Consider the following 24,300-nt stretch of genomic DNA (forward strand, 5'->3'; position numbering starts at 1 on the left):
CTCCTTAGACGTCGAAGTCGACGGTAACTTCTTCGCTGGTGGGGTGGGACTGGCAGGTGAGGACGTAGCCCTTATCCAGCTCGTCCTGCTCGAGGGCGTAGTTCTCATCCATGGACACCGTACCCGTCACGAGCTTGGCGCGGCAGGTGCCGCAGACCCCGCCCGCACACGCGAACGGAACATCGGGGCGGACACGAAGGGCAGCATTGAGGATGGACTCGCGAGCATGCGTGGGACTCGCCACCTCGCCGGTCAAACCGTCCAGCTTGAACGTGATCTTGTAGGTTTCCTTCGACTCGTCCTCCACAACGGGACGGCCGGCATTGCCCTCAGGGCGGTCAGGACGACCAGTGGTGAACAGCTCGAAACGAACGTGCTCAGGCTTCACACCACGGCCAGCGAGGGTGTCGCGGCACAGTTGGACCAGCTCGAACGGCCCACACAGGAACCACTCGTCCACATCCTCGGAATGGATGGCACTGCTCAGCAACGCCTGCAGCTTCTCGGAATCGATGCGGCCGGTCATCAGCGGCGCGATCCGCTGCTCGCGGGACAACACGTGGTGCAGCGCCAGACGCGAAGGGTACTTGTCCTTCAGGTCCGCCAGTTCCTCCAGGAACATGACGTCCATGGCGGCTTTGTTGGCGTAGATCAGGTCAAAAGTGGTCTCAGGGTTGGCGGCCAGCAGTGTCCGGGCAATCGCGATCACGGGCGTGATGCCCGAGCCTGCAGCGATCGCAACGAAGTTCCCGGGCTCCCCCGCCAACTCCTCGGGGTGGTTCATGGAGTTCATGACGTTGTGCTGGACCGCCGAGCCGTCCTTGCCGTGCCGTGAAATGAAAGCACCCTGCGGGCTCATCACGTCCAGGACGTCGCCGGCCTTCAACTCCGCGTTGGCCCAGGTGGAGAAAGTGCCGCCCAGGTCCTTTTTGATGGCCACCCGGATCTCGCTGCTGCCATCCGCGAAACTGCGCGGCTCTGCACAGATCGAGTAGCTGCGGCGGACCTCGTGCTGCTCACCATTCTCGTCCGGCAGTGCGGTGCGCAATGCGACGTACTGGCCAGGGAGGTAGTCATACTGACCAGCCAGCTCGGCGGGAACAGCGAACGTCACCTCGATTGCGTCGTCCGTAAGGCGCCGGACTTCCGAGACGGTCAGGGTATGGAAAGACGCACGACGGCGGCTGGCCGTCTGGGTTTCGGTGGTCATGGAATTCCTTAGAGGACTTTGAAGTAGTCGAACGGTTCCTTGCAGTCCTGGCAGACGAACAACGCCTTGCATGACGTGGAACCAAAGCGGGTGAGCTCCTTGGTGTTCAACGACGAACACTGCGGGCATTTCACAGCCAGATTCAAACGAACGGGACCGGAGTGGCCGCCGGCTTTTGAATGGCCACTTGGAGGGGCGATCCCGTACTCCTGCAGCTTGGCCTTGCCGGACTCGGTCATCCAGTCCGTAGTCCAGGCCGGGGAGAGCACCAGGTTGACGTGCACACTCGCGTAGCCCTCCTTTTCGAAGGCCCTCCGCACGTCGTCAGCAATCGCGTCCATGGCCGGGCAGCCCGAGTACGTAGGCGTGATGGTGACCTCGACGGCGGTACGTGAGGTGCCGCCGTCGTCCGCTTTGTCCGTGGGCTGCTTCGCATCAGTCGCCTCGACGACGTGTACGCCGCGGAGAATGCCGAGGTCCTCGATGGTGAGGACCGGGATCTCCGGATCGCAGACCGTGGCCGCGATGTCCCAGGCCCGCTGCTCTTGTGTCCGCATCTGCGTCCCTGACAGGCTCGTCATGGTGGTCACCAGCTCGCGCCGGGGTGTTCGCGGGCCAGGACCTGCATCTCAGCGAGGATGTAACCCAGGAACTCGGAGTGCTTGCCACGACGGCCGCCACCGAGTGCTTGCGGGACGGCGGGGATGTCCAGTTCGGCTTCGGCCATGATCTCGCCGGTGAGCCGATCGAATTCAGCTCGCAGGCTAGAGGGCTGAACAGTCACGCCAGCCTCGGCCAGGCGTGCAGTGAGCTCATCGTCCTCGAAGAGTTCGTCCACATACGGCCATACGAGCTTGAAGCCCTGGATGATGCGGGCGCGGGACTCGTCCGTTCCGCCAGCCAGGCGCAGTACCCACTGGGCGCTGTGGTCGCGGTGGTAATCCACTTCCTTCACGGCCTTGGCGGAGATGGCCGCGAGGGTGGGATCAGTGGAGTCCATGAGCCGTGTGTAGAGCTCGTACTGGTAGTAGCTGACGATGAACTGGCGGGCGATGGTCACCGCGAAGTCCCCGTTGGGCTGCTCGAAAAGGTGTGCAGAACGGAATTCGTGCTCGCGGCGGAAGTACGCGAGATCGTCCTCGGACTTGTCCCAGGCGGCACCGGCGTAGGTCAGGAACGAGCGCGCGTGGCCCAACTGGTCCAGCGCAATGTTGCCGAGTGCGATGTCTTCCTCGAGCTCCGGAGCACGGGAAATCCAGTGGCCCAGGCGCTGGGCGAGGATCAGTCCGTCGTCGCCGATCCTCAGTGCAAACTCGGCAACGTCCTCGCTCGGCTTGACCTGTCCACGCCGTACTTCAAGGGCGATGTCCTCTGGACGGAGGGCGTTGCCCGGCGTGATGCGGGTGGCGCTGGCTGAACCGTCGCCGGAAGCTCCCGCCCCGTGGACGCCCACGGAGATATCGCCGTGGCCTTCAATGGCGAAGTCAGTGTCTTTATCAGTCATCACAGGTGCTTCACGCCTTCGCTCTTGGTGTAATACGTCGCGTGGCGGTAGTCCTTGCCCTGCGGCGATTCGAAGAAGGCACCCTTGGAATCCGGATCGCTGGAGGTGATTGCCTCGGCCGGGACAACCCAGATGGATACCCCTTCGTTGCGGCGGGTGTAAAGATCGCGGGCATTCCTGAGGGCCATGGCGGCATCAGGAGCGTGCAAAGATCCGGCGTGCACATGGGACAGTCCACGACTGGAGCGCACGAAGACTTCCCAGAGGGACCAGGGGGTCTCGTGGTGCTGTTCAGTGGCGGCTGCGACTTTGGGCGCCTCGCGCTTGATCTCGCTGGCCGAGCTTGCCGGTTCTTCCGGGTTACCGTGGGGAGCCATTATGCTGCGTTCACTTTCTCTGCTTGCTTGCGGGCGTAGGCCACGGCGGCTTCGCGAACCCAGGCACCGTTTTCGTGTGCCTCGCGGCGGCGCTCGATGCGCTGCGAGTTGCAGGGGCCGCGGCCGGCCAGGACTTCCTTGAACTCGTTCCAGTCCAGGGGTCCGTGCTCCCACTTCTTGGTTTCTTCGTTGAAACGGATGTCCTTGTCAGGCAGGGTCAGGCCGAGGACCTTGACCTGCTCCACCATCATGCCGACGAACCGGCTGCGCAGTTCATCGTTGCTGAACCGCTTGATGTTCCAGGCCATGGACTGCTTGGAATTGGGTGAGTCATCATCCGGCGGGCCAAACATCATCAGCGACGGCGCGTACCAGCGGTTCACTGCTTCCTGGGCCATCTGCTTCTGCTCAGGCGTACCGTTGGAAAGTTCCAGCAGGATCTCAAAACCCTGGCGCTGGTGGAAGGACTCTTCCTTGCAGATGCGCACCATTGCGCGGCCGTAAGGACCGTAGGAGGCGCGGCACAGGGGCACCTGGTTGCAAATGGCGGCGCCATCCACAAGCCAACCGATGGCTCCCATGTCCGCCCAGGAAATCGCCGGGTAGTTGAAGATCGACGAGTACCGGGCTTTGCCGGCAATGAGGTCTTCCATCATCTTGTCCCGGGTCTGCCCCAGGGTCTCAGCTGCCGAGTAGAGGTACAGGCCGTGGCCTGCCTCGTCCTGGACCTTGGCCATGAGGATGGACTTGCGCTTCAGGCTCGGAGCGCGGGTGATCCAGTTGGCTTCCGGCTGCATGCCGATGATTTCCGAGTGCGCGTGCTGCGAGATCTGACGCAGCAAAGTCTTGCGGTAAGCCTCCGGCATCCAGTCGCGCGGTTCGATGCGCGAGTCTTCCGAGATGATGCGATCAAAGTACGCCTTCCCGGCTGCCTCCCGCTCCTGCTCTTCCGGGGACAGCTCAGCGGGCACTGATTGCAGATTCTGCGATGCCATGGTTGCTCCTAATAAATTACCGACCGTTCGTTCAGAATATGCGGAGCGGGCGTTTTCAGTCAAGCGTTCGGTTCTCGTTGAAGACCCGTTTAGAGGCATGGGTGCGGCTGGGCGTTGTGACAAGGTGGTCTTTGCTGCCCGTGTTAACTTGGGATGGGACCTGAGCCGTCCAAAGCCCCCGCAAGAAAAGAGCCTCACGTGGAATCGCCCCAGCCCTTTAGGATCCTCACCGTCTGCACAGGGAACATTTGCCGCTCCCCTGTGGCAGAACGGCTGCTGCAGGCGGGGCTGAACCACGCAAGCCCAGGATCATTCGAGGTTCGCAGCGCCGGCACCCGCGCAATGGTCGGAGAGCCGATTCAGCCCCTGTCGGCCAAGATGATCAGCACCTTCCGTGGCAGCCCCGACAACTTCGCTGCCAGGCAGCTCAACCACAAGATCCTGCGGGAAACCGACCTCGTGCTTGCCATGACGTCCAGGCACCGGGGCGAAGTTCTTCAGCTGGATGCTTCTCTGCTAAAGCGAACGTTCACTATCCGTGAATTTGCCAGGATGCTTGCCGTCCTGGAGGCCCGTGGCGATCTTGTTCCGGAGGGCGACATCGTGGAATTCTGGCGGGCTCTTCCGGCCCGGGCCGCTTCCGTACGCCACCTGGCCCTGCCAGCCGATCCCACCGATAACGACGTCGTAGACCCCTACCGACGAGCGGAAGAGGTCTACAACCAGATGGAGGATGAGCTGGCCCCGGCCATCCTGGGCATACTCCGGTTTGCGCGTCTGACAGCCCCGGCCTAGTTAGCTGTCTTTCTAGTTAGGTCGGACTAGTTAAGCCCAATCACTAACATCTGGCTCGTGCCGGGGATGCACGTCTGCAGGACAACTGCCGGGAAGCCGCCGAAGACAGCCGCCACATTGTTGGTTGTTCCGGGGTTGGGCACTTGTCCCCTTCCGGTCACTGTGTACGTACCGTAGCCCGGGATGTTAACCGTTTGTCCCACACCGATGCCGGAGAAACGTGCCCAACCTCCACAGAAGTCGTGCTCGGTGATGAACAGCGCATAGCCATCCGTGGGAGTGAAATGGATGGGCCCGATGCATGCGTCCACCAAGCTTTGGCCTCCGGATCCAGCCACGTAAATTGTCCAGCCTGCAGCCACGGGAGCAGCAGCCTGCGCCGGAGCGGCTTGCGCAGGGGCTGCCTGGGCTGGGGCGGCCTGGACTGGTGCGGGGGCCGGCGCCGGCTCGATGAGTGGAACCGCTGGTCCAGTTAGTTTCAGGACCTGGCCGGGCACGATGACCGAGTAGCCGCTCAAGCCATTGGCAGCCAACATCTCGTTCATGTTCACGCCGAACCGGGCAGCTATGGAGCCCACGGTATCTCCGCTGGCAACCGTATAAAGGTTGGAATCCACAGCTGGCGGCGCTGGTTCGGCCGGCGCAGCCGGTGCAGGTTCTGCAGGCGGCGCCGCCGCTGGCACCGCCGGTTCGACGGCGGGAACCTTGGCTTCGGCTGCAGGCGCCACTGCTGCTTCACTCGCGGCGGCCGTGGCCGGGTTGGAGTCTGTGGCCTGGTTGGAGTCAGTGGCCTGGGGAGCCGCCAGTTGTTCATTGGACACCGTTTGGCCCATATCAGCGGCGGGGTTGTTTGCCTGTGAAAGAACCCCAAAAATCAAAGGGATTAGCCCTATGACAACAATGATGGCAATTGCGATCAGAAGGACTTTATTCTTGCGAGACCCAAGCAGCAGGGTACCGCCAGGCGCGTTCTTTGACAGAGTCGTTTGAAGCTCGTCATGATAAATGTTCATTGGGTATCCCAGAATCCAAGGCGTCGGTCTGAGCACGCAGAAGTCCCATGGGAGGGGCGTATGCGATAGCGCAGAAATGTTGTGGGGAGCACCACTCGTCACGTGCGAGGGAGCGAACCACCGCTGAGCCGGCGGAACAGAATTTCAGAAACCCTAGGGAACTTAATGCTAGGAATTGGCCATTGGCACCGCACGAGTAACAGATACTCGTCTTTTTCTCCGGAGCCCGGGAATTGCACTAAGTAGTACGCATCTTTTCCGGAACACACCACTTGCCTTGATCTTTTCCTGAGCAAGTGTTGATGGATTGCAGGAGTGGTTCTTGATCCGGGCCCGGCACAGTGTTTCTTGTCAGCCACTCAGGGCCGGCACATGAAACGGCCGGCCGGCAGCGGTGGCCTCCCGAAAGGACACTGATTCCCATGGCCATCAGCCTCAAGACCACCTCCGGCAAGGTCCTCGCTTCCGTCGCACTGCTCGGCACCGCAGCCGCGGTCGCCGGCATGGGAACCTACGGCGCGTTCACTTCCTCCACCTCGGCCAGCCAGCAAGTCACCGCCGGCACCGTCACCATCGCCCTGGGCGCCGGAGCGAACAACACCCTCAACGTCCCCGTCGCGGGTCTGCTGCCCGGAGACAAAGTCGAAAAGCTCGTCACCTTGGCCAACACCGGCAACTCGGACCTGAACAACGTCACCCTCACCACCTCCGCCGGGGCCACCGCCTCACTGCTCACCACGGATGTGACCAACGGCCTGCAGCTGACCATCGAGAACTGCTCGGTCGCCTGGACCGGCGCCGCAGCCCCCTACACCTGCTCCGGGACCAAGACCACCGTCATGGCCTCCGCCCCGGTGATCACCGCGAACAAGGTCCTGAACAACCTGACCGCCCTCACCTCGGCCAAAACCGACTACCTCAAGGTCACCACCGCGTTCCCCACCACGGCCAACGACACCTTCCAGGGCGCCACGAGCACCATCGGCTTCGCCTTCACCGGCACCCAGCGCACCGAAACCATCAAGTAGCACCCTGCCAGTCGGGATGATCCAGCAGAATCCTTCACCTCAGGCTCACCCGCTGTTCACGACGCCCCGAAACAGTGGAACCATGACTGATCTCTCGCGCCGCACCCTCGTCAAAACATCCTTAACCGGCCTGGCTTTGGCTGGCCTCGCAACGGGTACCGCTGCACCTGCACCCGCCGCAATCCCCCTAGTCCGCAAACGCCTCACACTCCCCACAGGAATCGCCACCGGCGATGTCACCGCGGATTCGGCAGTCCTCTGGTCACGCGCCTCGGGCCTGGGGCGACTCACCGCCCGCCTGCAAGCAGTGGACAGCGCGGGCGAAATCCTGCGGGGACGATATGGATTCAGCCGAACCATCCAGGGACCGCTCGCTACCGAAGCCAGCGACTTCACCGCCAAGATCCACGCCAAAGGACTTCCTGCGGGAACCCGCTTCGCCCTTGAACTTAACTTCGAGGACGAAAACGGTCTCGGCGAGGCAGTCCAGGGGACGTTCACCACGGCGCCCGGCTCATCGGTAAACAACAGTGCCGGGAACGGCGGTCCTGAAGACGAGCGCGAAGGCCGCAAGCCGTCGTCGTCCTCGCAGTCCTTCGTGTGGACCGGCGACACCGCCGGGCAGGGCTGGGGCATCAATGAGGAAATCGGCGGCATGCGGGGCTACAAAGCAATGCACACAACGCGCCCGGACTTCTTCATCCACTCGGGGGACACCATCTACGCCGACGGCCCCATCGCCACCACGGTCACCGAGAAGGACGGTCAGGTATGGCGCAATATCGTCACCGAAGAAGTCTCCAAGGTTGCCGAAACACTTAAGGAATACCGGGGACGGCACCGCTACAACTCGCTGGACGCCAACATGCGGGCCATGTTCGCCGAGGTCCCCGTGATAGCCCAATGGGATGACCACGAGACACACAACAACTGGTACCCCGGCCAGATCCTGGACGATGCCCGCTACACGGAACGGAACGTGAATGTCCTGGCCGCCCGCGGCCGGCAGGCCTGGCAGGAGAACATGCCGATCGCAGACTCCGCGGCGTTATGGCGCCCGGGAACGTTCGACGCCGGCCAGTACCAACCTGCGCGCATCTACCGGAAGATTTCGCGCGGCCCGCAGCTGGACATCTTCTGCCTGGACATGAGGACCTACAAGTCCCCCAACACCGATGGCAAAGAACCGTACGCCACCAACATCCTGGGCCAGGAGCAGGTGGATTGGCTGATCAAGGAAGTACGCCAGTCAAAGGCAACGTGGAAGGTGATCGCAGCTGACCTGCCGCTAGGCATCATCGTGCCGGATGGTCCGGTGAACCAGGAGAGCCTCTCCAACCGGGATAACGGTGCTCCGCTGGGACGCGAACTGGAAATCGCCGGCGTGCTGAGCGCTTTCAAGCGGGACGGCGTCAAAAACACTGTGTGGCTGACGGCGGACGTGCACTACTGCGCAGCCCATCACTACTCCCCCGAACGAGCGTCTTTCACCGATTTCGATCCCTTCTGGGAGTTCGTGGCAGGCCCCATCAATGCTGGCTCGTTCGGACCCAACGACATGGATGGAACGTTTGGGCCGGAAGTGGTGTTCGCCAAGGCTGGTCGCTTCCCGGGCGAATCTCCGCGCGATGGCGAGAACCAATATTTCGGGCACGTGGATCTTGCCGCCGACAGCACCTTCACCGTAAGCCTCCGCAACGCCAATGGGGCTGTGCTGTTCTCGAAGACCCTCATCCCGCAGCGCTGACCCATGTGAGTCGCAGCAGAGCGCGTTATGAGCTCTCAAAACGCGCTCAGCTGCGACTCAGATGGGGTCTCACAGGACGATAGAGTCTCACGGGACGTCACCTTTGTGTGTTGCCGGTCACTTAAGCACACTTTCGGCGTATGCTCTCCTCAGCGCAAAGGCAAGATGCGTTGTTCGCTTTTGGTGGGGCCACTTTCGAAGGCAGGGGTTCAGTGGCAGGAGTGAAGCACGAGGTTCTTCCGGTGCGCTCGTGGGCGCGCCAGGGCATGCCGCTTTACCTGGTTGCAGTCGGATTGTGCACCGTCCTTTTGGCCGTGGGGTTCGGAAGCGGTATCGGCACACCCACAGCTCAGCTGGCAGGCGACTTTGCCATCCTTGTCGCCGCCCTGACTGCGCTGATGACACACACACGCGCGGCTCTACAGGGACACGGCAATACAAAAGCCCGTTGGTTCGTGGTTGCCGGTTTGGCTCTCTGGTCCTGCGGGCAAGCACTCTGGACCTTCAACGGCATAGTGCTGGACCACGCCTACCCCTTCCCTTCGGCCTCGGACATCGGATTCGTCGGCTATGCGCTGCCGGTCGCCGTCGGGCTTGTCCTCCTTTCCAAGGGCGACAGCGTCCGCATGTCGGTTTTGCGCACTATCCTGGATGTCGGAACGGTGGCCAGCGCGGTTCTCTTCATCGCGTGGGGCGCAGTGCTGGGCCCGCTGATCGCGGCAGGCAACGTTGACATCCTGGCCTTTCTGACCACGCTGGCCTACCCCTTCGTTGACGTTGTTATGGTCTCGCTGGTGATCGTGCTGACCATGCGTGCCGCACGTGGCCGCCGCCTTCCGTGGCTGTGCCTGGGCTTGGGCTTCCTGGTGCTCGCGTTGACTGACCTGACCTACGTCCGGCTTACCGCCGAAGGCGTCACAGGTGTGACCGGATCCCCCTTGGCGCTTGGCTGGGTAGCAGCTTTCCTGCTCATCGGGTTCAGCCCCCTGGCTCCAGAGGCCAGCAGCAGCAAGAAAGACGGGCGCACGTATGCTGCGGCATTGGAACTCCTTCCGTACATTCCCGTTTTTGGTGCAGTCCTTTTCAACCGCAGCCGGGCCATCAACCTGGGAGACCCGATCCTGCTGATCACGGGCCTCCTGGTCTTGGTGTTCGTCATCGTGCGGCAGGTGCTGATCGTCGTCGAGAATGTGTCCCTTACGCGGGACCTGGAGTCCAAGGTGGCCGCCCGTACAGCCGAGCTTGAGGGCTTGGGAGCGATCGTGAACTCCTCCGGTGACGCCATCATTGGCAAGACGCCTGAGGGCGAGATCCTCAGTTGGAACCCGGGGGCTGAGCGGATTTTCGGCTACACGGCAGAGCAGGCGATAGGCAAGAACAGCGACTTCTTTATCCCCGGGGAATTGCGGGAAGCAGAACACGAGGCCCTTCGGACAACTGCTGAAAGCGGTGCCGTTCAAAACTTTGAGACCTTTCGCCAACGCGGGGACGGCGTCATCATTCCAGTTTCCGTAACTCTTTCCCCTGTCCGCGGCGAATCAGGCTTCAGGGGTGTGGCCACTATTTCCCGGGACATCACGGACCGCAAAGCTTCGGAAGCCGAACTCCTGGCTGCCCGGGAAGCAGCCTTGGAATCGAGCAGGCTCAAGTCGGAGTTCCTGGCCACCATGAGCCACGAGATCAGGACTCCCCTGAACGCCGTGATCGGCCTGACGTCGCTCATGTTGGACACGCGCCTGAATGAGGTCCAACGGCAGTACGCTCAGGGAGTTAAAGGCGCCGGCGAGGTTCTGCTGACGCTGATCAACGACATCCTGGACTTCTCCAAGCTGGAAGCCGGGAAGGTGGACCTGGACATCACGGCCTTCGATCCGCGGGCGTTGGTGGAAGAGGTTGCCGGGCTGGTTGCCGAGCAAGCCCAAAGCAAGGATCTTGAGCTGATCTCCTACTGCCACCCCAACGTGCCGGAACGGCTCATGGGCGACTCCGGGCGGATCCGCCAGATCCTGCTGAATCTGTCATCCAACGCAGTCAAGTTCACCCCATCCGGCGAGGTGGAGATCCAGGTCTCCGTGGTCAACCAGGATTCAAACAAAGCCTCCCTGCGGTTCGAAGTCCGCGACACGGGAATCGGCATCAGCGCCGAAGACCACCAGCGGTTGTTCGAATCCTTCGCCCAGGCAGATGCCTCCACCACCCGCCGTTACGGCGGCACGGGCCTCGGCTTGGCCATCTCGCGGCGACTGACCGAAGTCATGGGCGGCGAAATCGGCCTCGACAGCGAAATGGGAATAGGCAGCAAATTCTGGTTTGTCCTGGAACTGCCTGTCGGCCCACCCGCCACGGACACCGGGCTCCTGCCTGCCTCGCTCGCGGGCCAAAAGGTCCTGGTGGTGGACGACAACGCCACCAACCGCTTGGTACTGGAGACACAGCTTGCAAGCTGGGGAATGCACCCGGTGGCAGTCGCAGATGCGCGCACCGCCATGGACGAATACCGACTGGCTGTTTCCGACCACCACCCTTACGACATCGCCGTGGTGGACATGTGCATGCCCGACGTCGACGGCCTGGAACTGGCCCGCCAAATCAAGGAAGAAAGCAACGGCTCGGGCGGCCCGGGAATCATTCTCCTGACCTCCACCATGCAAGTGGACAAGGCCGATCTCACGTCCGCGGGGATCCGCGAGTACCTCACCAAGCCCGTACGGAGCTCCGAGTTCTACAACCGACTCCTGCGGCTTCTGGCCACGAAAACGATGGGCAAGGCAGCGCCCCTTGGAACGCAGCCCGAGCTGCCGCCCCGGGACCCGGAACTCCGCCTCGGCAAACTCCTGGTGGCTGAAGACAATGAGGTCAATCAGCTGGTGGCCCGCGGGATGGCGAACAGGCTCGGCTACGAAGTAGACATCGTCGACGACGGCGCGCAGGCCGTTGCTGCGACACTCACCGGAAACTATGCTGCCGTTCTTATGGACTGCCACATGCCGGTGATGGATGGTTTTGAGGCGACAAAGACGATTCGTTCCCGGGATGCCAAAACCGTGAGGATCCCCATCATTGCCATGACGGCCGGGGCCCTGAACGAGGACCGCGAGCGCTGTTTCGCGGCTGGCATGGACGATTACATCAGCAAGCCCGTGGATCTGGACAAGCTCCGCGACATCTTGGCCCGGTGGGTGCCGCAGGAACGGTTGGAGCCCCAGCTGCAGGTGGCGGAAGCACCGCCGTCGAGCGCTGTTGTTTTGGACGCTTCCGAGTCCGGCCACGCTGCCGAGCCCGACGACGCCGGCAGTACCGTCCTGGACGAGGACAGGCTGCAGATCCTGCGCGAACTTGGGCCGGCGGACGGTATGGGCCTGCTGCCCGAAGCCATCAGGGCCTTCCGCGAGGAAGCCCAGCGTGCGCAGGAGAAATTGCGTTCGGCCCTTGAAAGCGGGCAGGCCAACGCGGTGGAGGCCGCCGCCCACAAACTCGCCGGTGCAGCGGCCAACATAGGCGCTACAGGCGCCGCCACCTTGGCCAAGGACTTGGAACGGCTGGGCCGTGAGGCGGGCCCGGATGTTGCAGCAGATGGAACGCCTGTACTTGATCAACTGAATTCGGAACTCGCACGGGTGAATGGGGCACTCGCGCGCACATTATTGGGAGCCCCATGAAAGTATTAATCGCCGACGACGACCAGATTTCCCGGATGATCACCAAGGCCGCCGTCGAGCAATCCGGTCATGACTGCATCGTGGCAGTGGACGGCGACTCGGCCTGGGACCTTTACCAGGCACATGCTCCGGCGGCCGTGGTGACGGACCTGATGATGCCGGGTTTGAACGGCTTGGATCTTTGCCGGGCGATCCGCGAGCGCGAGCAGGACACCTACACGTACGTGATCCTGGTGACCTCCCACGGTTCGCGAAAGGACGTCCTGGCAGGTATGGAGGCCGGCGCGGACGATTACGTCACCAAACCGCTGGACCCCTTCAACCTGCACATCCGTCTGCTTGCCGCGCAACGCATCACCTCGCTGCACGCAGACCTCGCAAAGTATCGAACGGCGCTGACAAAACAGGCCCGGACAGACCCCCTGACCAAGCTGAACAACAGGCTCAAGCTGACCGAAGACCTGGGACAACTGCACAGCAGAAGTGACCGCTACTCGCGGGACTATTGTCTGGCGATGGTGGATGTGGACAACTTCAAGAGCTACAACGATATTTACGGCCACCAGGCGGGAGACGCCGCATTGGTGGCCATCGCTTCGACGCTCGCCGGCGAGGTCCGCCAGTCCGACGGCGTGTACAGGTTCGGCGGCGAGGAGTTCCTCCTGGTCCTTCGGGAGCAGACGGCCGCTGGCGCCGAAGTGGTCATGGAGCGGATTCGGGCAGCTGTTCATGCGCTTCAGATCGAGCACTCCGGGGACCCCGACGGCATACTCACCATCAGCGCCGGTGTCTCGGCATTCGCTGATGGGCACCGCGCCGGGACGGAGCAGTTGCTGCGCGAAGCGGACCTTGCTCTGTACGCGGCAAAGGCATCGGGCCGGAACCGCGTCACGTTGGCCAGCACGCTTTCGCAGGGCGTGGACTAAAACCAGCACCTCAAGTAGGGATGATTCCGAAGAGGAAACGCCTCTTCACCATCACCCAGAGGAGTCCCAACACCACCGCGTAAGCTGCGGTGTTGATGAGGATATCGCCCTGCCGCAGCACAGGAATGTTGGTAACCACAGCGATCAGTACAAGGTGGAGGACGAAGACATACAGAGTGGCTTGGCCCAGGGGGATGAAGAACCACCCCAACGCCCTTGCCACTGGTTTCCAGTAAGCGGTAAGGAAGGCGTACGCGGTGACCACGAGGACCAGGACATTCAACAGGCGTCCCGGATCCAGGTACGTGCGGTCAAAAAAGGCATCGTACATGGCCCGATAGGCGGTGTCCGGAATGATGGCCAAGCGAAGGTCAAAACTATTCGCCAGGTAGGGATTGCACCAGGACAGGAAGGTGAACGCCACTGACATCACCGTGCACACCGCAACCGCCCAGCGCTGTGCCAGCAGCCAGGCGGAGATTTTCCGGCGATGGAATCCTGCCACCATGCCAATGACAAACAGCACCTGCCACACGAGCAGAGGGAAGGAATCTTCAAACTGGGACGGCAGCAGCCGGAACCGGGTGATAGTGCCAACGGCATAAATCACGAGCGTGGCAGCCAACACCCACAACGCCTTTCCCTTGTTGAGGCAGCGAGGATCAGTGGGCTGATCAGCAGCAGGATCACATAGAGGCCCATCACGTTGAACTGCCAGGGTCCGAACTGCAGCATCACGATGGCGGGAAGCACATTGGCGGGCACCGGGAACTGCAGCAGCGACTCCATTCCGGCGTAGAGGTCGTATGTGCGGCCCACGGCGTTATGCCCGGCTCCACCCGTTCCCTGATCTACGTAGGTCGTCAGGGCATCGGTCTGGAAGAACGGCAGCAAGGAAAGCAGGAAGACGCCCACGAGGACGGCAAGCGCTGTCACGTAGAGCTTGCCGGCGCGACGAGCGGTCAGGTCCACTACCTTGCCGAAGTCCTCTTTGACCTTGGGTCCGTAGACCATTCCCACAACGAATCCGGAGAAGAGGACAAACAGCTCCGCCCCGGAGACAAAACCTACGGCTTCCTGGGTCAGCAGCTGGAAGAGCGAAATCATGCCCAGGTGGTTGACCACCACGAACACAATCGCCACGCCGCGAAGGAAGTCAATGCGGGAGTCACGGCGCGATGCCTCTCCATACCCCCATGAGCCAACCGCAGCCACCCTGCGAGGAAGCTGCCATAGGGCGATGAGGATGATGGCCAAGGCCGCAGCGACCGTCCAGGCAGCAGCTCCGGACAAAGCGTTTGACCGGCCAGCTTGTTGCCCTCCGATGATGGCAGTGACGGGTGCCGTCGTTAGGCTCGACTTCGCCAATGCAGCACCTGCAGCTTCAGCCAGGGAGGCATTACCTGTTAGCCGCCAATCGATGCTTGCCACACCGGTATCCCGCGTACTCGTTCGTTCATCCCAAACTACGGCCGCGATCCTGTCAAAAGGCGTTGATGTACTTGTTTGGAGCGTCTGGGTCCACCACGAAAGCTTGAGGTCTCGGTTCGCCATACCGCTTACAGACGGACTGTAGAAGGCCGAGGTCTGCAGCACCATTGGCTTGCCTCGTTGTTGGACATAGGAAGAATAGAAATCCTCGCTGCCGGACCGGGTCAGCATGCTGGCAAGCTCGCCATCCGCGGGCAGCGTGTTGACCGCAGACTTGCCGCCGGTGTCATCGTGATAGGCAGTCAACCCAACCCAATCCACCACGTCATCGCCTGGATAGTAGGGTGCGTAGGCGGCGTCCGACCCGTTCCACGCGCCGTCCTTGTTGGTATCAAGCGCGGCAAAGCCTTCGGTTCCGGGACTGGGTGCGTTCCGGCGCCGTTCAAAGGGGTATCCCCGCCCAAGGTAAGGCTGCCAGACCATGACCGTGTCGGCGTCGTCGGCTTTGAAGCCCTCGGCGACATTCCGAAATGCCGCCTTGTATTGGAGCGGCTGTTGGCCCCATTCTGTCCAACTCGCATTCATGTCAGGCGCAAACCGGATCAGGAGCTGGCCGTGGAACTCGGATGCGAGGCTCTGGACTTTTCCGGCGAAGGCCCCTGCTTGAGTTCGGTCCACCTGATCCAGGGGTATGGAAGGCTGCACCGTGAGCATGGCGTGCGATCCAAGCGACGAGGCTTGAAGCAGGAATTGCCTGATGTCCTCCTCCTCACCCGAGCGGATTGGCAGGGAGATCTCGTGCCCGAGCAGGGCAGGAGCTGCGCCCAGCCGTTCGGCGAAAGCCTGCGCGGAATCCTCGCCCCACTCCAGTACTGCACCGAGGAGGGGTTTGCCTTCCCCTGGATAAGCTGCATTCCCCGCGGCGTGTGCCGTCCCCGTAGGCAGCGCGAGCAAGAGGAAAAGCGAGGCAAGTAGCCAGACCGCCGGCCTCGCCACAGGATGTGATGCCCTGGCTGTTCCCATGCTCCGTTGTCCCCCAAGAATTGCAACGTTCACCGATTCTGGCTGGCTGCCCGAGCAAAACTCTATAGGCCAGCGCCGTCTGCTGGGCGCTCTGAGCGAAATCGCTGGTTCCTTGTCAGAGGCCGTCTATAGAGTTGCCGTATGAGCCACACTTCCTCCGCGCCTGCCGCTGTCCCTGCCAACGGTTCAGCGCCGCAGCCGCCTGTTGCCAAACGTGTCCCCAGCCGCCGCGAACACCACGGTGACGTCTTTGTGGACAACTACGAATGGCTCCGGGACAAGGAATCCGCGGAGGTAGTGGAGCACCTCAAGGCAGAGAACGCCTATCAGGAGGCTGTCACCGCGCATCAGGCACCGCTCCGGGAAGCAATCTTCCAGGAGATCAAGGGCCGCACCCAGGAAACTGATCTGTCCGTGCCCAGTCGCAAGGACGGCTGGTGGTATTACAGCCGTTCAGTGGAGGGCAAGGAATACAGCATCCATTGCCGGGTGGTGGCGCGGAACACTGGTGACCCCGTAACTGACTGGACTCCGCCATCCGTTGAGCCGGGCGTGGAGATCCCGGGCGAGCAGGTGCTTCTGGACGGAAACGTGGAAGCCGAGGGCCAGCCGTTTTTCAGCATCGGTGGCGCTGCCGTGACCATCGACGGCAACCTTTACGCGTACGCGGTGGATAACTCCGGCGACGAACGATTCACACTGCGGATCAAGGACCTCCGGACGGGCGAACTCCTGCCGGACGTCATCGAGAACATCTTCTATGGCGTGGCGTTCTCCCCCGACGGCACCCGTATCTTCTACACCGTGGTGGACGATTCCTGGCGTCCCTACCAGGTCAAGTCACACGTCTTGGGCACGCCGGTTGCCGAAGATGAGGTTCTTTACCAGGAGGACGACGCCGCGATGTGGTTGGGCTTCGATCTCGCCTCTGACCGCCGCCACCTTGTGCTGAGCATCGGCTGCTCCGAGTTCAGCGAGACCCGGCTGCTCCGCTTTGATGATTACGACGCCGGGCTCAGCACGGTCATTCCCCGCGAGGAACACATTCTTTATGAGGCCGAGCCCTTCCTCCTGGCTGGCAAGGAGACCCTGCTCCTGACCCACAACAAGGACGCCATCAACTCGATGGTGAGCCTGGTTGACCCGTTCGAGCTCACCAAGCCGCTGGCAGAGCAGCACTGGCGGACCGTCGTCGAGCATTCCGACGACGTCCGCGTCAACGGCGCGGGCGTCACGTCCACGCACCTCGTGCTGTCCATCCGGAAGGACACCATTGAGCGTGTTCAGGTGCTGCCACTCGCAGGCCTGGGCACCCCGGAGCAGGCCGCGCCCGTGGAGCCGGCCTTCGACGAAGAGCTCTATACGGCCGGCGTTTCCAGCTCCGACTACGAGGCCCCCGTGATCCGCATGGGCTACACCTCCTACTTCACACCGTCGCGCGTCTATGACTTCGTTCTGCCCACTCCTGAGCTGTCATCAGGCCAGCTGCTGCTGCGCAAGGAAAGTCCCGTCCTGGGCGGTTACTCCGGCGAGGATTACGTGGCCACCCGTGAGTGGGCAACCGCCGACGACGGCACCCGGATTCCGCTGTCAGTGCTGCGCCACAGTTCGGTACAGCAGGACGGCACGGCGGCTGGCTTGGTGTACGGCTATGGCTCCTATGAGATGAGCATGGACCCGGGCTTCGGCGTTGCCCGCTTGTCGCTGTTGGACCGCGGGATCGTCATGGTCATTGCGCACATCCGCGGCGGTGGTGAGCTGGGCCGTCACTGGTACGACGACGGGAAGAAGTTCAGCAAGAAGAACACTTTCACGGACTTCATCGCGGCCACCGACTGGCTGGCTGGCTCCGGCTGGGTGGACCCCTCCCGGATTGCTGCCATGGGTGGTTCCGCCGGCGGCCTGCTCATGGGTGCCATCGCCAACATGGCTCCGGAAAAGTACGCGGCAGTGGTGGCCCAGGTGCCGTTCGTGGATCCATTGACCAGCATCCTGGATCCCGAGCTTCCCTTGTCGGCCTTGGAATGGGAAGAGTGGGGCAACCCCATCACCGATCCCGCGGCCTATGCCTACATGAAGTCCTACACTCCATACGAGAACGTACGGAGCGTGCCCTACCCCAAGATCGCAGCCGTGACTTCCTTCAACGACACCCGGGTTCTGTACGTGGAACCGGCCAAGTGGGTGCAGGCACTGCGTTCGGCAACCACGGGCTCCGAACCGATCGTCATGAAGATCGAGATGGACGGCGGCCACGGCGGAGCGTCCGGTCGGTACGTGCAGTGGCGCGAGCGGGCTTGGGACTACGCGTTTGTTGCCGACTCGCTGGGTGCCACGGAACTGCTTCCTGGAGCGGGGCTCAAGTAGCGGTGGAACGGGAACATGAGGCGCTGCGCTTGGCCGCGAGCCTCGTTGCCGCCTCGCTTGCTCCTGGCGCTTTGAGTTTCGCTGAAAAGCTCCTCGTTCCGTTCCCTTGGCTGGGTTTCCTTCCGCATAGCCAGCGGGAGCAATTTGCAGCTGAAATTGTGGAAGTAGCTCGGGCCTGTGCTGCTATTTCCAGCTTTGAAAGGTTGTTCGTGGTTCTGGCTGAGTGGAGGTCAACGGCTGAGGCTGTCGCTTCCGGATACACACCCGATGACCAGCTTGACTGGCTGGACGAGACAGAAGCCGTCGACGATCCCCGAGCCAGCGAGTGACGCCGAGGAAGGAAGCAGTCCCTCGCCCACTGCGCCGCTCGCCACCAGTCCAAACCGAGATCAATCACGACCGTCGCATCGTCCTTGGCCACCGTCAGGCTGGCGAACTCCTCGTATTGGCGGGTGATCTCCACTGAGTATCCAGCACCGACAAGTGCGTAGGTGATTTTGTCCACGGCGGCCGCGAAGGTCTCGGGAGTATGCCAGCGGTGCTGGGCGAACAGGTCAATGTCCTCTGACATTCTGTCGATCACGCCGTGTTCGGCAAGTGCCTGTCCACCGGCGAGGATGAACCCGTCCGTGGCAAGAACAGAGAGGGCTATTTCCGTTGCTACGCGTTGAGCGTCGTCCATCCAGGATGTTCCTTGCTTTCGCGGTGTATGGGCAGCTGGGGAAAGGCGTCATTCCATAGCTGCCGGCACCGAGCGGGCAATCGCATGGAAGGCCACAAAGCAACCAGCCTGTCGGGGTTGATGATCCGGGCCATCTCTTCAGCGGATCCTGAGTTCTGCAGTGTCAGCTGGTAGAGCGTCCTGCAGCTGGCGTCATCGCCGACGTCATAGCGACGCTCTGGGCCCCAGTCCAAGTGGATGGGCAGTACCACATCACCGGATGCTGGCCCTTTCAGGTCTTCCAGTGAATCAGGGACGAGGTAGACCAGGGAGTCGGCGATAGTGTGTCTGACCTCCGGTCCATATACGTACTCTCGCAGTCCGGCACGGACACGTTCAGCGACTGTGGTCCCTTCCCGGGCCGCTTTGGCGTGTGCCTGGTTCCATAGCTCGTCCTCAACACGGACCGAACGCCTGGGCGTGCCTGCCGACATTGTTGACCTTCTTCCAAGGGGCTTCCGTCCCATCTTACAAGGTGTCATGACACCTTGTAAGCCCATGAGCCCTCCAACGTTGTGCAGATAGCTGGCATAGTTGACCGGGCTCAAGTACCGGTTAGTGCCGGACGAGCATGCTGATCCACATCGCGGCAAGCCAGGCCGAGAACCGTTCGTCGCTCCAACCGCGCTGCTCCACGAACCGGGTCCAGAGTGTGCCGTCCATCGTCGCGAACAGCACGTCGCGACATTCCTCCTCCGTGACGCCAAGCTGCCCGGTGGCCGCCGCAGCGTGTGCGTAGCGCGTTGCCACATCCAGGCGGCGGTCCGCCCATTCGGTGAGCATGGCGACGGCGTCGGGCTCGCTCGCTGCTGCTCCCGTGAGGGCCTCAAGGAGAGGGGCAATCCGCCGATTGCTCGCGCTCACGAATGCGGCGTGGCGTCGGATCCTGGCTGGCAGGTCCGGTTCGGTCAGGATGGCCTGCATTTCGGCCCTGTCATAGAGGGTCACGTCCGCCTCGTCGCCGCGGAAATCGACATACCAAACGTGCCGGAGCAGCGCGGCTTTCGTGCGGAACGTCGCGTAGACAGTTTCGACGGCCACGCCGGCCCGTTCAGCGACCTGCTTGACCGTGGTTTGCCCGTATCCCTGCGAGATAAACAGCTCGTTCGCCGCCGCGATGATGCTTCGCCGTGTTTCCGCAGCCTGCTGTTGGCGGCGGGTGGAATCGTACGACCTCTTGATTTTTGCGCCCATTGGGTACAGTATACCAGTATTCAAAACAGTCTCACTGTAATGGAGTTGGTCATGTCTACTGAGACCGATGCTTTCCTCACTGAAATAGTTCCCCAACAACAGGCCGCGGACAGTGCAATCCACGACGGCGACGCCGGCCCGCGCCTCGCGCTGTGGTCCAAGAAGGACCCGCTGACGCTCTTCGGTGCGAGCCTCAGCGGCAGCGGCCGGGCAGAGCTTGAGCCTATGTTCCACAACGTCGCCTCGTGGTTTTCGCACTCGGATTCGTTCGATCTTGAGATCATCGCGGCCGGAGTAAGCGAGGACCTCGCCTACACGGTCGGCTACGAGCACAGCATCACCACCGTTGAGGGCACTCCCCGGAAATACAGTTTGCGGGTGACCCACGTCTACCGTCGTGAAGACGGCGCCTGGCGGATAGTGCATCGTCACGCGGATTTTCCAACGGCAGAGGCCAGCGTTCCGTTGCCCCTTGGTCGGGCTGATCCAATGACGGGCGAGCGGCCGGTCATGGTTAAGGAGACCGAGGCCTTCCTCGCAGAGATCCTGCCGAAGCAGCGGGACATGACTGTGGCCCTGCACAAGGGCGACGTAGCATCCCGCATCGCTTTGTGGTCGCACACTGACCCCACCACCCTGTTCGGTGCGAACATCTCCGGAGTGGGTTGGAACGATCTGGAGCCCAAGTTTCGCCAGGAAGCCCGACGGTTCGAAGGCGCCACCGGGTTCGAGTTCGAGGTTGTCGCGGCCGCTGCCAGCGGAAGCCTCGCATACATCGTTGGGTTGGAGCACAGCCACGCCGTTGTTGATGGGGTCCCGGCCGACTACACGATGCGAACAACGCACGTCTACCGCCGCGAGGACGGCGCCTGGCGGATCGTTCACCGGCACTCGGACCTTATCCCAGTTCAACGGTCCCGGTGACCACAGTGCCACTCCTGGTGTTCACGGGCGCGGAACCTGGTGCTGGCGGCGCGGACCTTAGTCCTGGCTGGCGCTGACCTTAGAGTTAGCGGGCCCGGAGCAAGGCGAAGTACCCCGGAATGAGATCCGGATCTGACGGGTTACTCAGCGGCCGGGTCTCGATGCTCGTCGCACCCTCCTCCAAAAGGTTCCACTCCGCCGTCGGGAACGCCTTGGCGCGCTGGGCGGCGCCGAAGCGGCCCGGCATCGGCAAGCCCTTGATGGCCCACTCCAAGGGGGCAGGAATGGAGTCGCGGGTGGCTCCGAGGTGGCTGACGTAATCCACGGGGGTGCCTGGAAAGTTGGTTTCGGCCAGGAAAACACTGCCGCGGGTCCCGACGACGGGCAGCAGGTTTGCGGCCAGAGCTGCCCTTCCTTTGGAATCGAGGACGTGCAGTACGCCCCGGATGAACACGTTGGCATCGCCTGCCCAGCCCGCAGCTTCAAGGGCCGTCACGACAGTCCGCGCAGCGTCAGGTGCCGTCATATCGCACACGGCGAATGACGCCGTCGTGACGTCCACTGACTCTTGCCGGGCGCGATCTACGGCGTTCGCGGAGTAATCGAGCCCAAGGGCATGCGGGAAATGATCGGCCAGCAGACGGGTGAAGCTGCCGTTGCCACACCCCACGTCCACCACGGGAAGGGACTGATCCATCCGGGCGAATTTGGGCAGGTAACCCTCAAGTTCATGAGAGCTGCCCGAATCCCACAAGACATCCCCGGCGGCCCCGGTGGTCCGGACGCTGCCCCAATAGCGATCCCACGCCGTAAGCGGGTCCTTGGGCGCGGCCGAGGAAAGCCTGATCAGGCGGGGAATCAGCAGATATTTCCGGAGCGCGGAGAGCATGCTCCAAATATATGTGGCGCTATTGCTCTTTCAGCCAAAGCAGGGCTTCTGTTTCTGAAGTAAAGAACCTCGTGGGGCATGGGGGTTTCATGATGCCAATGAAGAAGTTGGCGATGACCCGGTCCACGGGGGACGAACCCCAGAGGGCGATACTTGAGGCCTGGCAGGGTTTGGCGAACACTGAACGGGCGCCCCGGGTGACGTCAGCCGTGGTAGCCATATCCACGATCATCGGGTGGCGCGCTTCGCCGCAGATCTCGTTGACCCGATCCATCGCCCTTTGCGCGTCCGCCTCCTGGATCCTGGATCCGCGCGGCCACGTTAGCCGCAGGATTCCCGTGTCTTCGAGTTCCAGCTCGAACGTCACCTCTTGGTGGTCCTGCGGTGTGGCTGGCTGGTTCACAGATCTCCTTGGCATTTCCATACGGACGGCAGGAGGACCAAGCCTCCCCCTGGGCTTTCACCCTCTAGGCTGTCGAATCGGGCGCCGAATGTAAAGGCTATCTTCCCCGACGCAATGCCTTCCCCGGCGACGCAAATGAGCATCAAATGCCCCTGCAGGGCCGAAGCCCGCGGTGGCGCTGATAGTGTGTTGCCAAATCTGGAATTACGGTGGAACGAACGTTGTAACGGAGGGGGCTCAGTGGGTAAGAACGGGGCCGATGTGCAGCACGTTTCCCGCACCGCCTTCGTGGCGGATTCAGACGCTGATCGTTTGGCCCTAACAAAGGCTGCGCTCAAGGCCGCAGGGTTCGAAGTTTTCGCCGCTGCAGACACCGCTTCCATGGCCGCGCGGCTGGAAGCCGGTAGTCCCGCTGTAGTGGTGCTGGAAAACTCCCTGGCACATGGTCTTCGCAGTCCTGGTGTTCCTGTGTTGCTGCTCCTCAACGCCGGTGAATCCGTGGACCTGGAAGAAGCCCAAGCGTGGGGCGTCGTGGACTATGTGATCAATCCGGTGCGTGCCGATGAACTTGTTTACCGTGTTGAAACCTTGATCGGCAGGTCCCGGGAGCGTGCACGGTCCCGGGGAGAGGTAGAAGCCCTCAGGGAGAGCCTCCGGAACGTCTCATCCGCCATCCGGCAAACCAACGATCCCCAACTGATTGCCGACCACGTGGTGAGAGGTTTCGGCGAAGCCCTCGGCATGGACCACGTTTGGTTTGCTACCTTCCGGGACGAACGCGTTCCCTCAATCCGCGCCCAATGGAACCGCCCGGGCACGCCGATGCTTCCTGCCAGGTTGGGCGAGAGCGAGAACCTGATCGTAGAGGCAGCCAACAGGCTATGGGCCGAAGCTGACGTTCTTGCTGTGACCGATCACCGAACGCAACCGGAATCCAGGATTACCCAAGCGCTGAAGGACTGGTCCTGCGAGCTCAACCCGGTCTCGTCAGTGTTGCTACCCGTCGGCGAAGGTGGTGCGGCCTTAGGCATCATCCTCCTCAGCACGGTGGAGGAACGGCACGATTGGACCCGGCCTGAGATCGCATTGATGCAGCACGTGGCCGGCAATGTGGCGCACGGACTCATTCAGGGCCACCTCATCAGCGCCCAGCAACGGGTACTGCACCAGCTCAGGCAGTTGGACAAGGCCAAGACGGACTTCCTGGCAACCGTCAACCATGAACTCCGGACACCCCTCACCTCAATCACGGCCTACCTGGACATGATCAGGGACGGTTCGGGCGGCCCTGTTCCTGAGGGCATCAGCAAGATGCTGGACGTGATCGCAAGGAACTCCGACAGGTTGCGCCGTCTCATCGAAGACATGTTGACGGTGTCCATGCAGGACGGAAGCAACCTGGACCTCAAACCTGTGGACATCGCCAAGCTTCTCCAAGTAGTGGTGGCCACGCTGCGGCCTTTGGCCGAGTCACGGCACGTCGCTGTGTCCTTCACTGAGGGAACCGAGGACGTGGAGGTCACCGCCGATGAAGCCAAGCTGGAACAGGTCTTCACCAACATCGTGGCCAATGCCATCAAGTTCACCCCGGCAGGTGGACGGGTGGGCATCACGAGTTCGATGTTCGCATCGGCAGACGGTGGCCGTGCAGCATTGGTCAAAGTGGCGGACACAGGCTTGGGCATCCCCGAACACGATCTTCCCCACATCTTCACGCGGTTCTACCGTGCCTCCAACGCCACGGCAGCTGCTGTTCCCGGAAGCGGTCTGGGGCTGGCGATCGCCCAGGACATCATCAGCCGCCATATGGGACGGATGATCTTCGACTCAAAGCTGGGGTCCGGGACTACGGTGTCCGTTGAATTGCCGGTTGGTGGTCCGTAACGGCGGCTTTGGTGGCCCCCGAAGGGCCCCGTTTAGTGGTCCGTAGCGGCCACTTGACGCCCCCAAATTATCAGTTGACTGCCCCCGCCTTGGCACTTGACGCCCTTATGGCGGCCTGCCCCCCTCCATGACACACTGGTCAACGGCTGCCCTGAAAGCTGACCTGCAAAGTCACTAATCTGCGACACAATCCGCAACAAAACTGATGCC

General features: G+C 62.1%; 21 protein-coding genes. 8 read left to right on the forward strand and 13 right to left on the reverse strand.

Annotated elements, in window-relative coordinates:
- Positions 1–4: 4 nt before the first annotated feature.
- The 5 genes from paaE to paaA are packed head-to-tail and all read right to left on the reverse strand — an operon-like array spanning position 5 to position 4,086.
- Complete coding sequence (gene paaE / locus AC1DD7_RS10175; protein WP_477514860.1) at positions 5–1,210, reverse strand: 1,2-phenylacetyl-CoA epoxidase subunit PaaE; 1,206 nt, start codon at positions 1,208–1,210, stop codon at positions 5–7.
- A gap of 8 nt (positions 1,211–1,218) precedes the next feature.
- Positions 1,219–1,791, reverse strand: coding sequence for a 1,2-phenylacetyl-CoA epoxidase subunit PaaD (gene paaD / locus AC1DD7_RS10180; protein WP_477514861.1), 573 nt, complete (start codon positions 1,789–1,791; stop codon positions 1,219–1,221).
- A 5-nt stretch (positions 1,792–1,796) separates the two neighbouring features.
- The gene (gene paaC, locus AC1DD7_RS10185) at positions 1,797–2,714 is read right to left on the reverse strand and encodes a 1,2-phenylacetyl-CoA epoxidase subunit PaaC (protein ID WP_477514862.1); all 918 of its coding nucleotides are present in this window, start codon (positions 2,712–2,714) and stop codon (positions 1,797–1,799) included.
- Positions 2,714–3,091 carry a 1,2-phenylacetyl-CoA epoxidase subunit PaaB gene (paaB, locus tag AC1DD7_RS10190; protein WP_442003542.1) on the reverse strand — a complete coding sequence of 126 codons (378 nt, stop codon included), beginning with the start codon at positions 3,089–3,091 and terminating at the stop codon, positions 2,714–2,716. Before paaB ends, paaC begins: the two co-directional genes overlap by 1 nt.
- Entirely contained in the window at positions 3,091–4,086 is a 996-nt protein-coding gene (paaA, locus tag AC1DD7_RS10195) for a 1,2-phenylacetyl-CoA epoxidase subunit PaaA (protein WP_477514863.1), read from the reverse strand. Before paaA ends, paaB begins: the two co-directional genes overlap by 1 nt.
- Positions 4,087–4,284: 198 nt before the next feature.
- Here paaA and AC1DD7_RS10200 point away from each other — a divergent pair, with 198 nt between their 5' ends.
- Positions 4,285–4,881 (forward strand): arsenate reductase/protein-tyrosine-phosphatase family protein, encoded by a 597-nt coding sequence (locus tag AC1DD7_RS10200; RefSeq protein ID WP_477514864.1) that lies wholly within the window; start codon positions 4,285–4,287, stop codon positions 4,879–4,881.
- Positions 4,882–4,907: 26 nt separating this feature from the next.
- Here AC1DD7_RS10200 and AC1DD7_RS10205 read toward each other — a convergent pair whose 3' ends face one another.
- Positions 4,908–5,894: a LysM peptidoglycan-binding domain-containing protein gene (locus AC1DD7_RS10205; protein WP_477514865.1), complete on the reverse strand. Its 987-nt coding sequence runs from the start codon at positions 5,892–5,894 to the stop codon at positions 4,908–4,910.
- Positions 5,895–6,316: 422 nt separating this feature from the next.
- On the opposite strand from AC1DD7_RS10205, the gene AC1DD7_RS10210 reads away from it, so the two are divergent.
- From AC1DD7_RS10210 to AC1DD7_RS10225, 4 genes are all read left to right on the forward strand, one after another.
- A complete protein-coding gene (locus tag AC1DD7_RS10210; RefSeq protein WP_477514866.1) occupies positions 6,317–6,922 on the forward strand; it encodes a TasA family protein in 606 nt (201 codons plus the stop codon).
- Positions 6,923–7,004: 82 nt separating this feature from the next.
- Positions 7,005–8,669 carry an alkaline phosphatase D family protein gene (locus AC1DD7_RS10215; RefSeq protein ID WP_477514867.1) on the forward strand — a complete coding sequence of 555 codons (1,665 nt, stop codon included), beginning with the start codon at positions 7,005–7,007 and terminating at the stop codon, positions 8,667–8,669.
- A gap of 212 nt (positions 8,670–8,881) precedes the next feature.
- Positions 8,882–12,328 carry a hybrid sensor histidine kinase/response regulator gene (locus AC1DD7_RS10220; RefSeq protein WP_477514868.1) on the forward strand — a complete coding sequence of 1,149 codons (3,447 nt, stop codon included), beginning with the start codon at positions 8,882–8,884 and terminating at the stop codon, positions 12,326–12,328.
- Positions 12,325–13,254, forward strand: a complete 930-nt coding sequence (locus AC1DD7_RS10225; RefSeq protein ID WP_477514869.1) for a GGDEF domain-containing protein — start codon at positions 12,325–12,327, stop codon at positions 13,252–13,254. The genes AC1DD7_RS10220 and AC1DD7_RS10225 overlap by 4 nt, the downstream gene beginning before the upstream one ends.
- Before the next feature lie 10 nt (positions 13,255–13,264).
- Here AC1DD7_RS10225 and opgC (AC1DD7_RS10230) read toward each other — a convergent pair whose 3' ends face one another.
- Entirely contained in the window at positions 13,265–13,882 is a 618-nt protein-coding gene (gene opgC / locus AC1DD7_RS10230; RefSeq protein WP_477514870.1) for an OpgC domain-containing protein, read from the reverse strand.
- Entirely contained in the window at positions 13,861–15,741 is a 1,881-nt protein-coding gene (gene opgC / locus AC1DD7_RS10235; RefSeq protein WP_477514871.1) for an OpgC domain-containing protein, read from the reverse strand. The genes opgC (AC1DD7_RS10230) and opgC (AC1DD7_RS10235) overlap by 22 nt, the downstream gene beginning before the upstream one ends.
- Before the next feature lie 108 nt (positions 15,742–15,849).
- On the opposite strand from opgC (AC1DD7_RS10235), the gene AC1DD7_RS10240 reads away from it, so the two are divergent.
- Entirely contained in the window at positions 15,850–18,075 is a 2,226-nt protein-coding gene (locus AC1DD7_RS10240) for a S9 family peptidase (protein ID WP_477514872.1), read from the forward strand.
- On the opposite strand, the gene AC1DD7_RS10245 is transcribed toward AC1DD7_RS10240, so the two are convergent.
- The 3 genes from AC1DD7_RS10245 to AC1DD7_RS10255 form a co-directional block, all read right to left on the reverse strand.
- A complete protein-coding gene (locus AC1DD7_RS10245) occupies positions 18,068–18,757 on the reverse strand; it encodes a nucleotidyl transferase AbiEii/AbiGii toxin family protein (protein WP_477514873.1) in 690 nt (229 codons plus the stop codon). The genes AC1DD7_RS10240 and AC1DD7_RS10245 overlap by 8 nt on opposite strands.
- Positions 18,736–19,230, reverse strand: coding sequence for a hypothetical protein (locus AC1DD7_RS10250; protein ID WP_442003535.1), 495 nt, complete (start codon positions 19,228–19,230; stop codon positions 18,736–18,738). The genes AC1DD7_RS10245 and AC1DD7_RS10250 overlap by 22 nt, the downstream gene beginning before the upstream one ends.
- A 121-nt stretch (positions 19,231–19,351) precedes the next feature.
- Positions 19,352–19,990 carry a TetR/AcrR family transcriptional regulator gene (locus AC1DD7_RS10255; protein WP_477514874.1) on the reverse strand — a complete coding sequence of 213 codons (639 nt, stop codon included), beginning with the start codon at positions 19,988–19,990 and terminating at the stop codon, positions 19,352–19,354.
- 51 nt (positions 19,991–20,041) lie between these two features.
- Between AC1DD7_RS10255 and AC1DD7_RS10260 the strand changes: the two genes are divergently transcribed.
- Entirely contained in the window at positions 20,042–20,914 is an 873-nt protein-coding gene (locus AC1DD7_RS10260) for a nuclear transport factor 2 family protein (protein WP_477514875.1), read from the forward strand.
- A gap of 85 nt (positions 20,915–20,999) precedes the next feature.
- Here AC1DD7_RS10260 and AC1DD7_RS10265 read toward each other — a convergent pair whose 3' ends face one another.
- Both AC1DD7_RS10265 and AC1DD7_RS10270 read right to left on the reverse strand, forming a co-directional pair.
- Complete coding sequence (locus AC1DD7_RS10265) at positions 21,000–21,803, reverse strand: class I SAM-dependent methyltransferase (protein WP_477514876.1); 804 nt, start codon at positions 21,801–21,803, stop codon at positions 21,000–21,002.
- Positions 21,804–21,822: 19 nt separating this feature from the next.
- Positions 21,823–22,206, reverse strand: a complete 384-nt coding sequence (locus AC1DD7_RS10270) for a DUF7793 family protein (protein WP_442003531.1) — start codon at positions 22,204–22,206, stop codon at positions 21,823–21,825.
- Positions 22,207–22,446: 240 nt separating this feature from the next.
- Between AC1DD7_RS10270 and AC1DD7_RS10275 the strand changes: the two genes are divergently transcribed.
- Positions 22,447–24,090 (forward strand): ATP-binding protein, encoded by a 1,644-nt coding sequence (locus tag AC1DD7_RS10275; protein WP_477514877.1) that lies wholly within the window; start codon positions 22,447–22,449, stop codon positions 24,088–24,090.
- Positions 24,091–24,300: the final 210 nt, after the last annotated feature.

The sequence above is a fragment of the Paenarthrobacter sp. 10L412 genome (assembly GCF_056395565.1).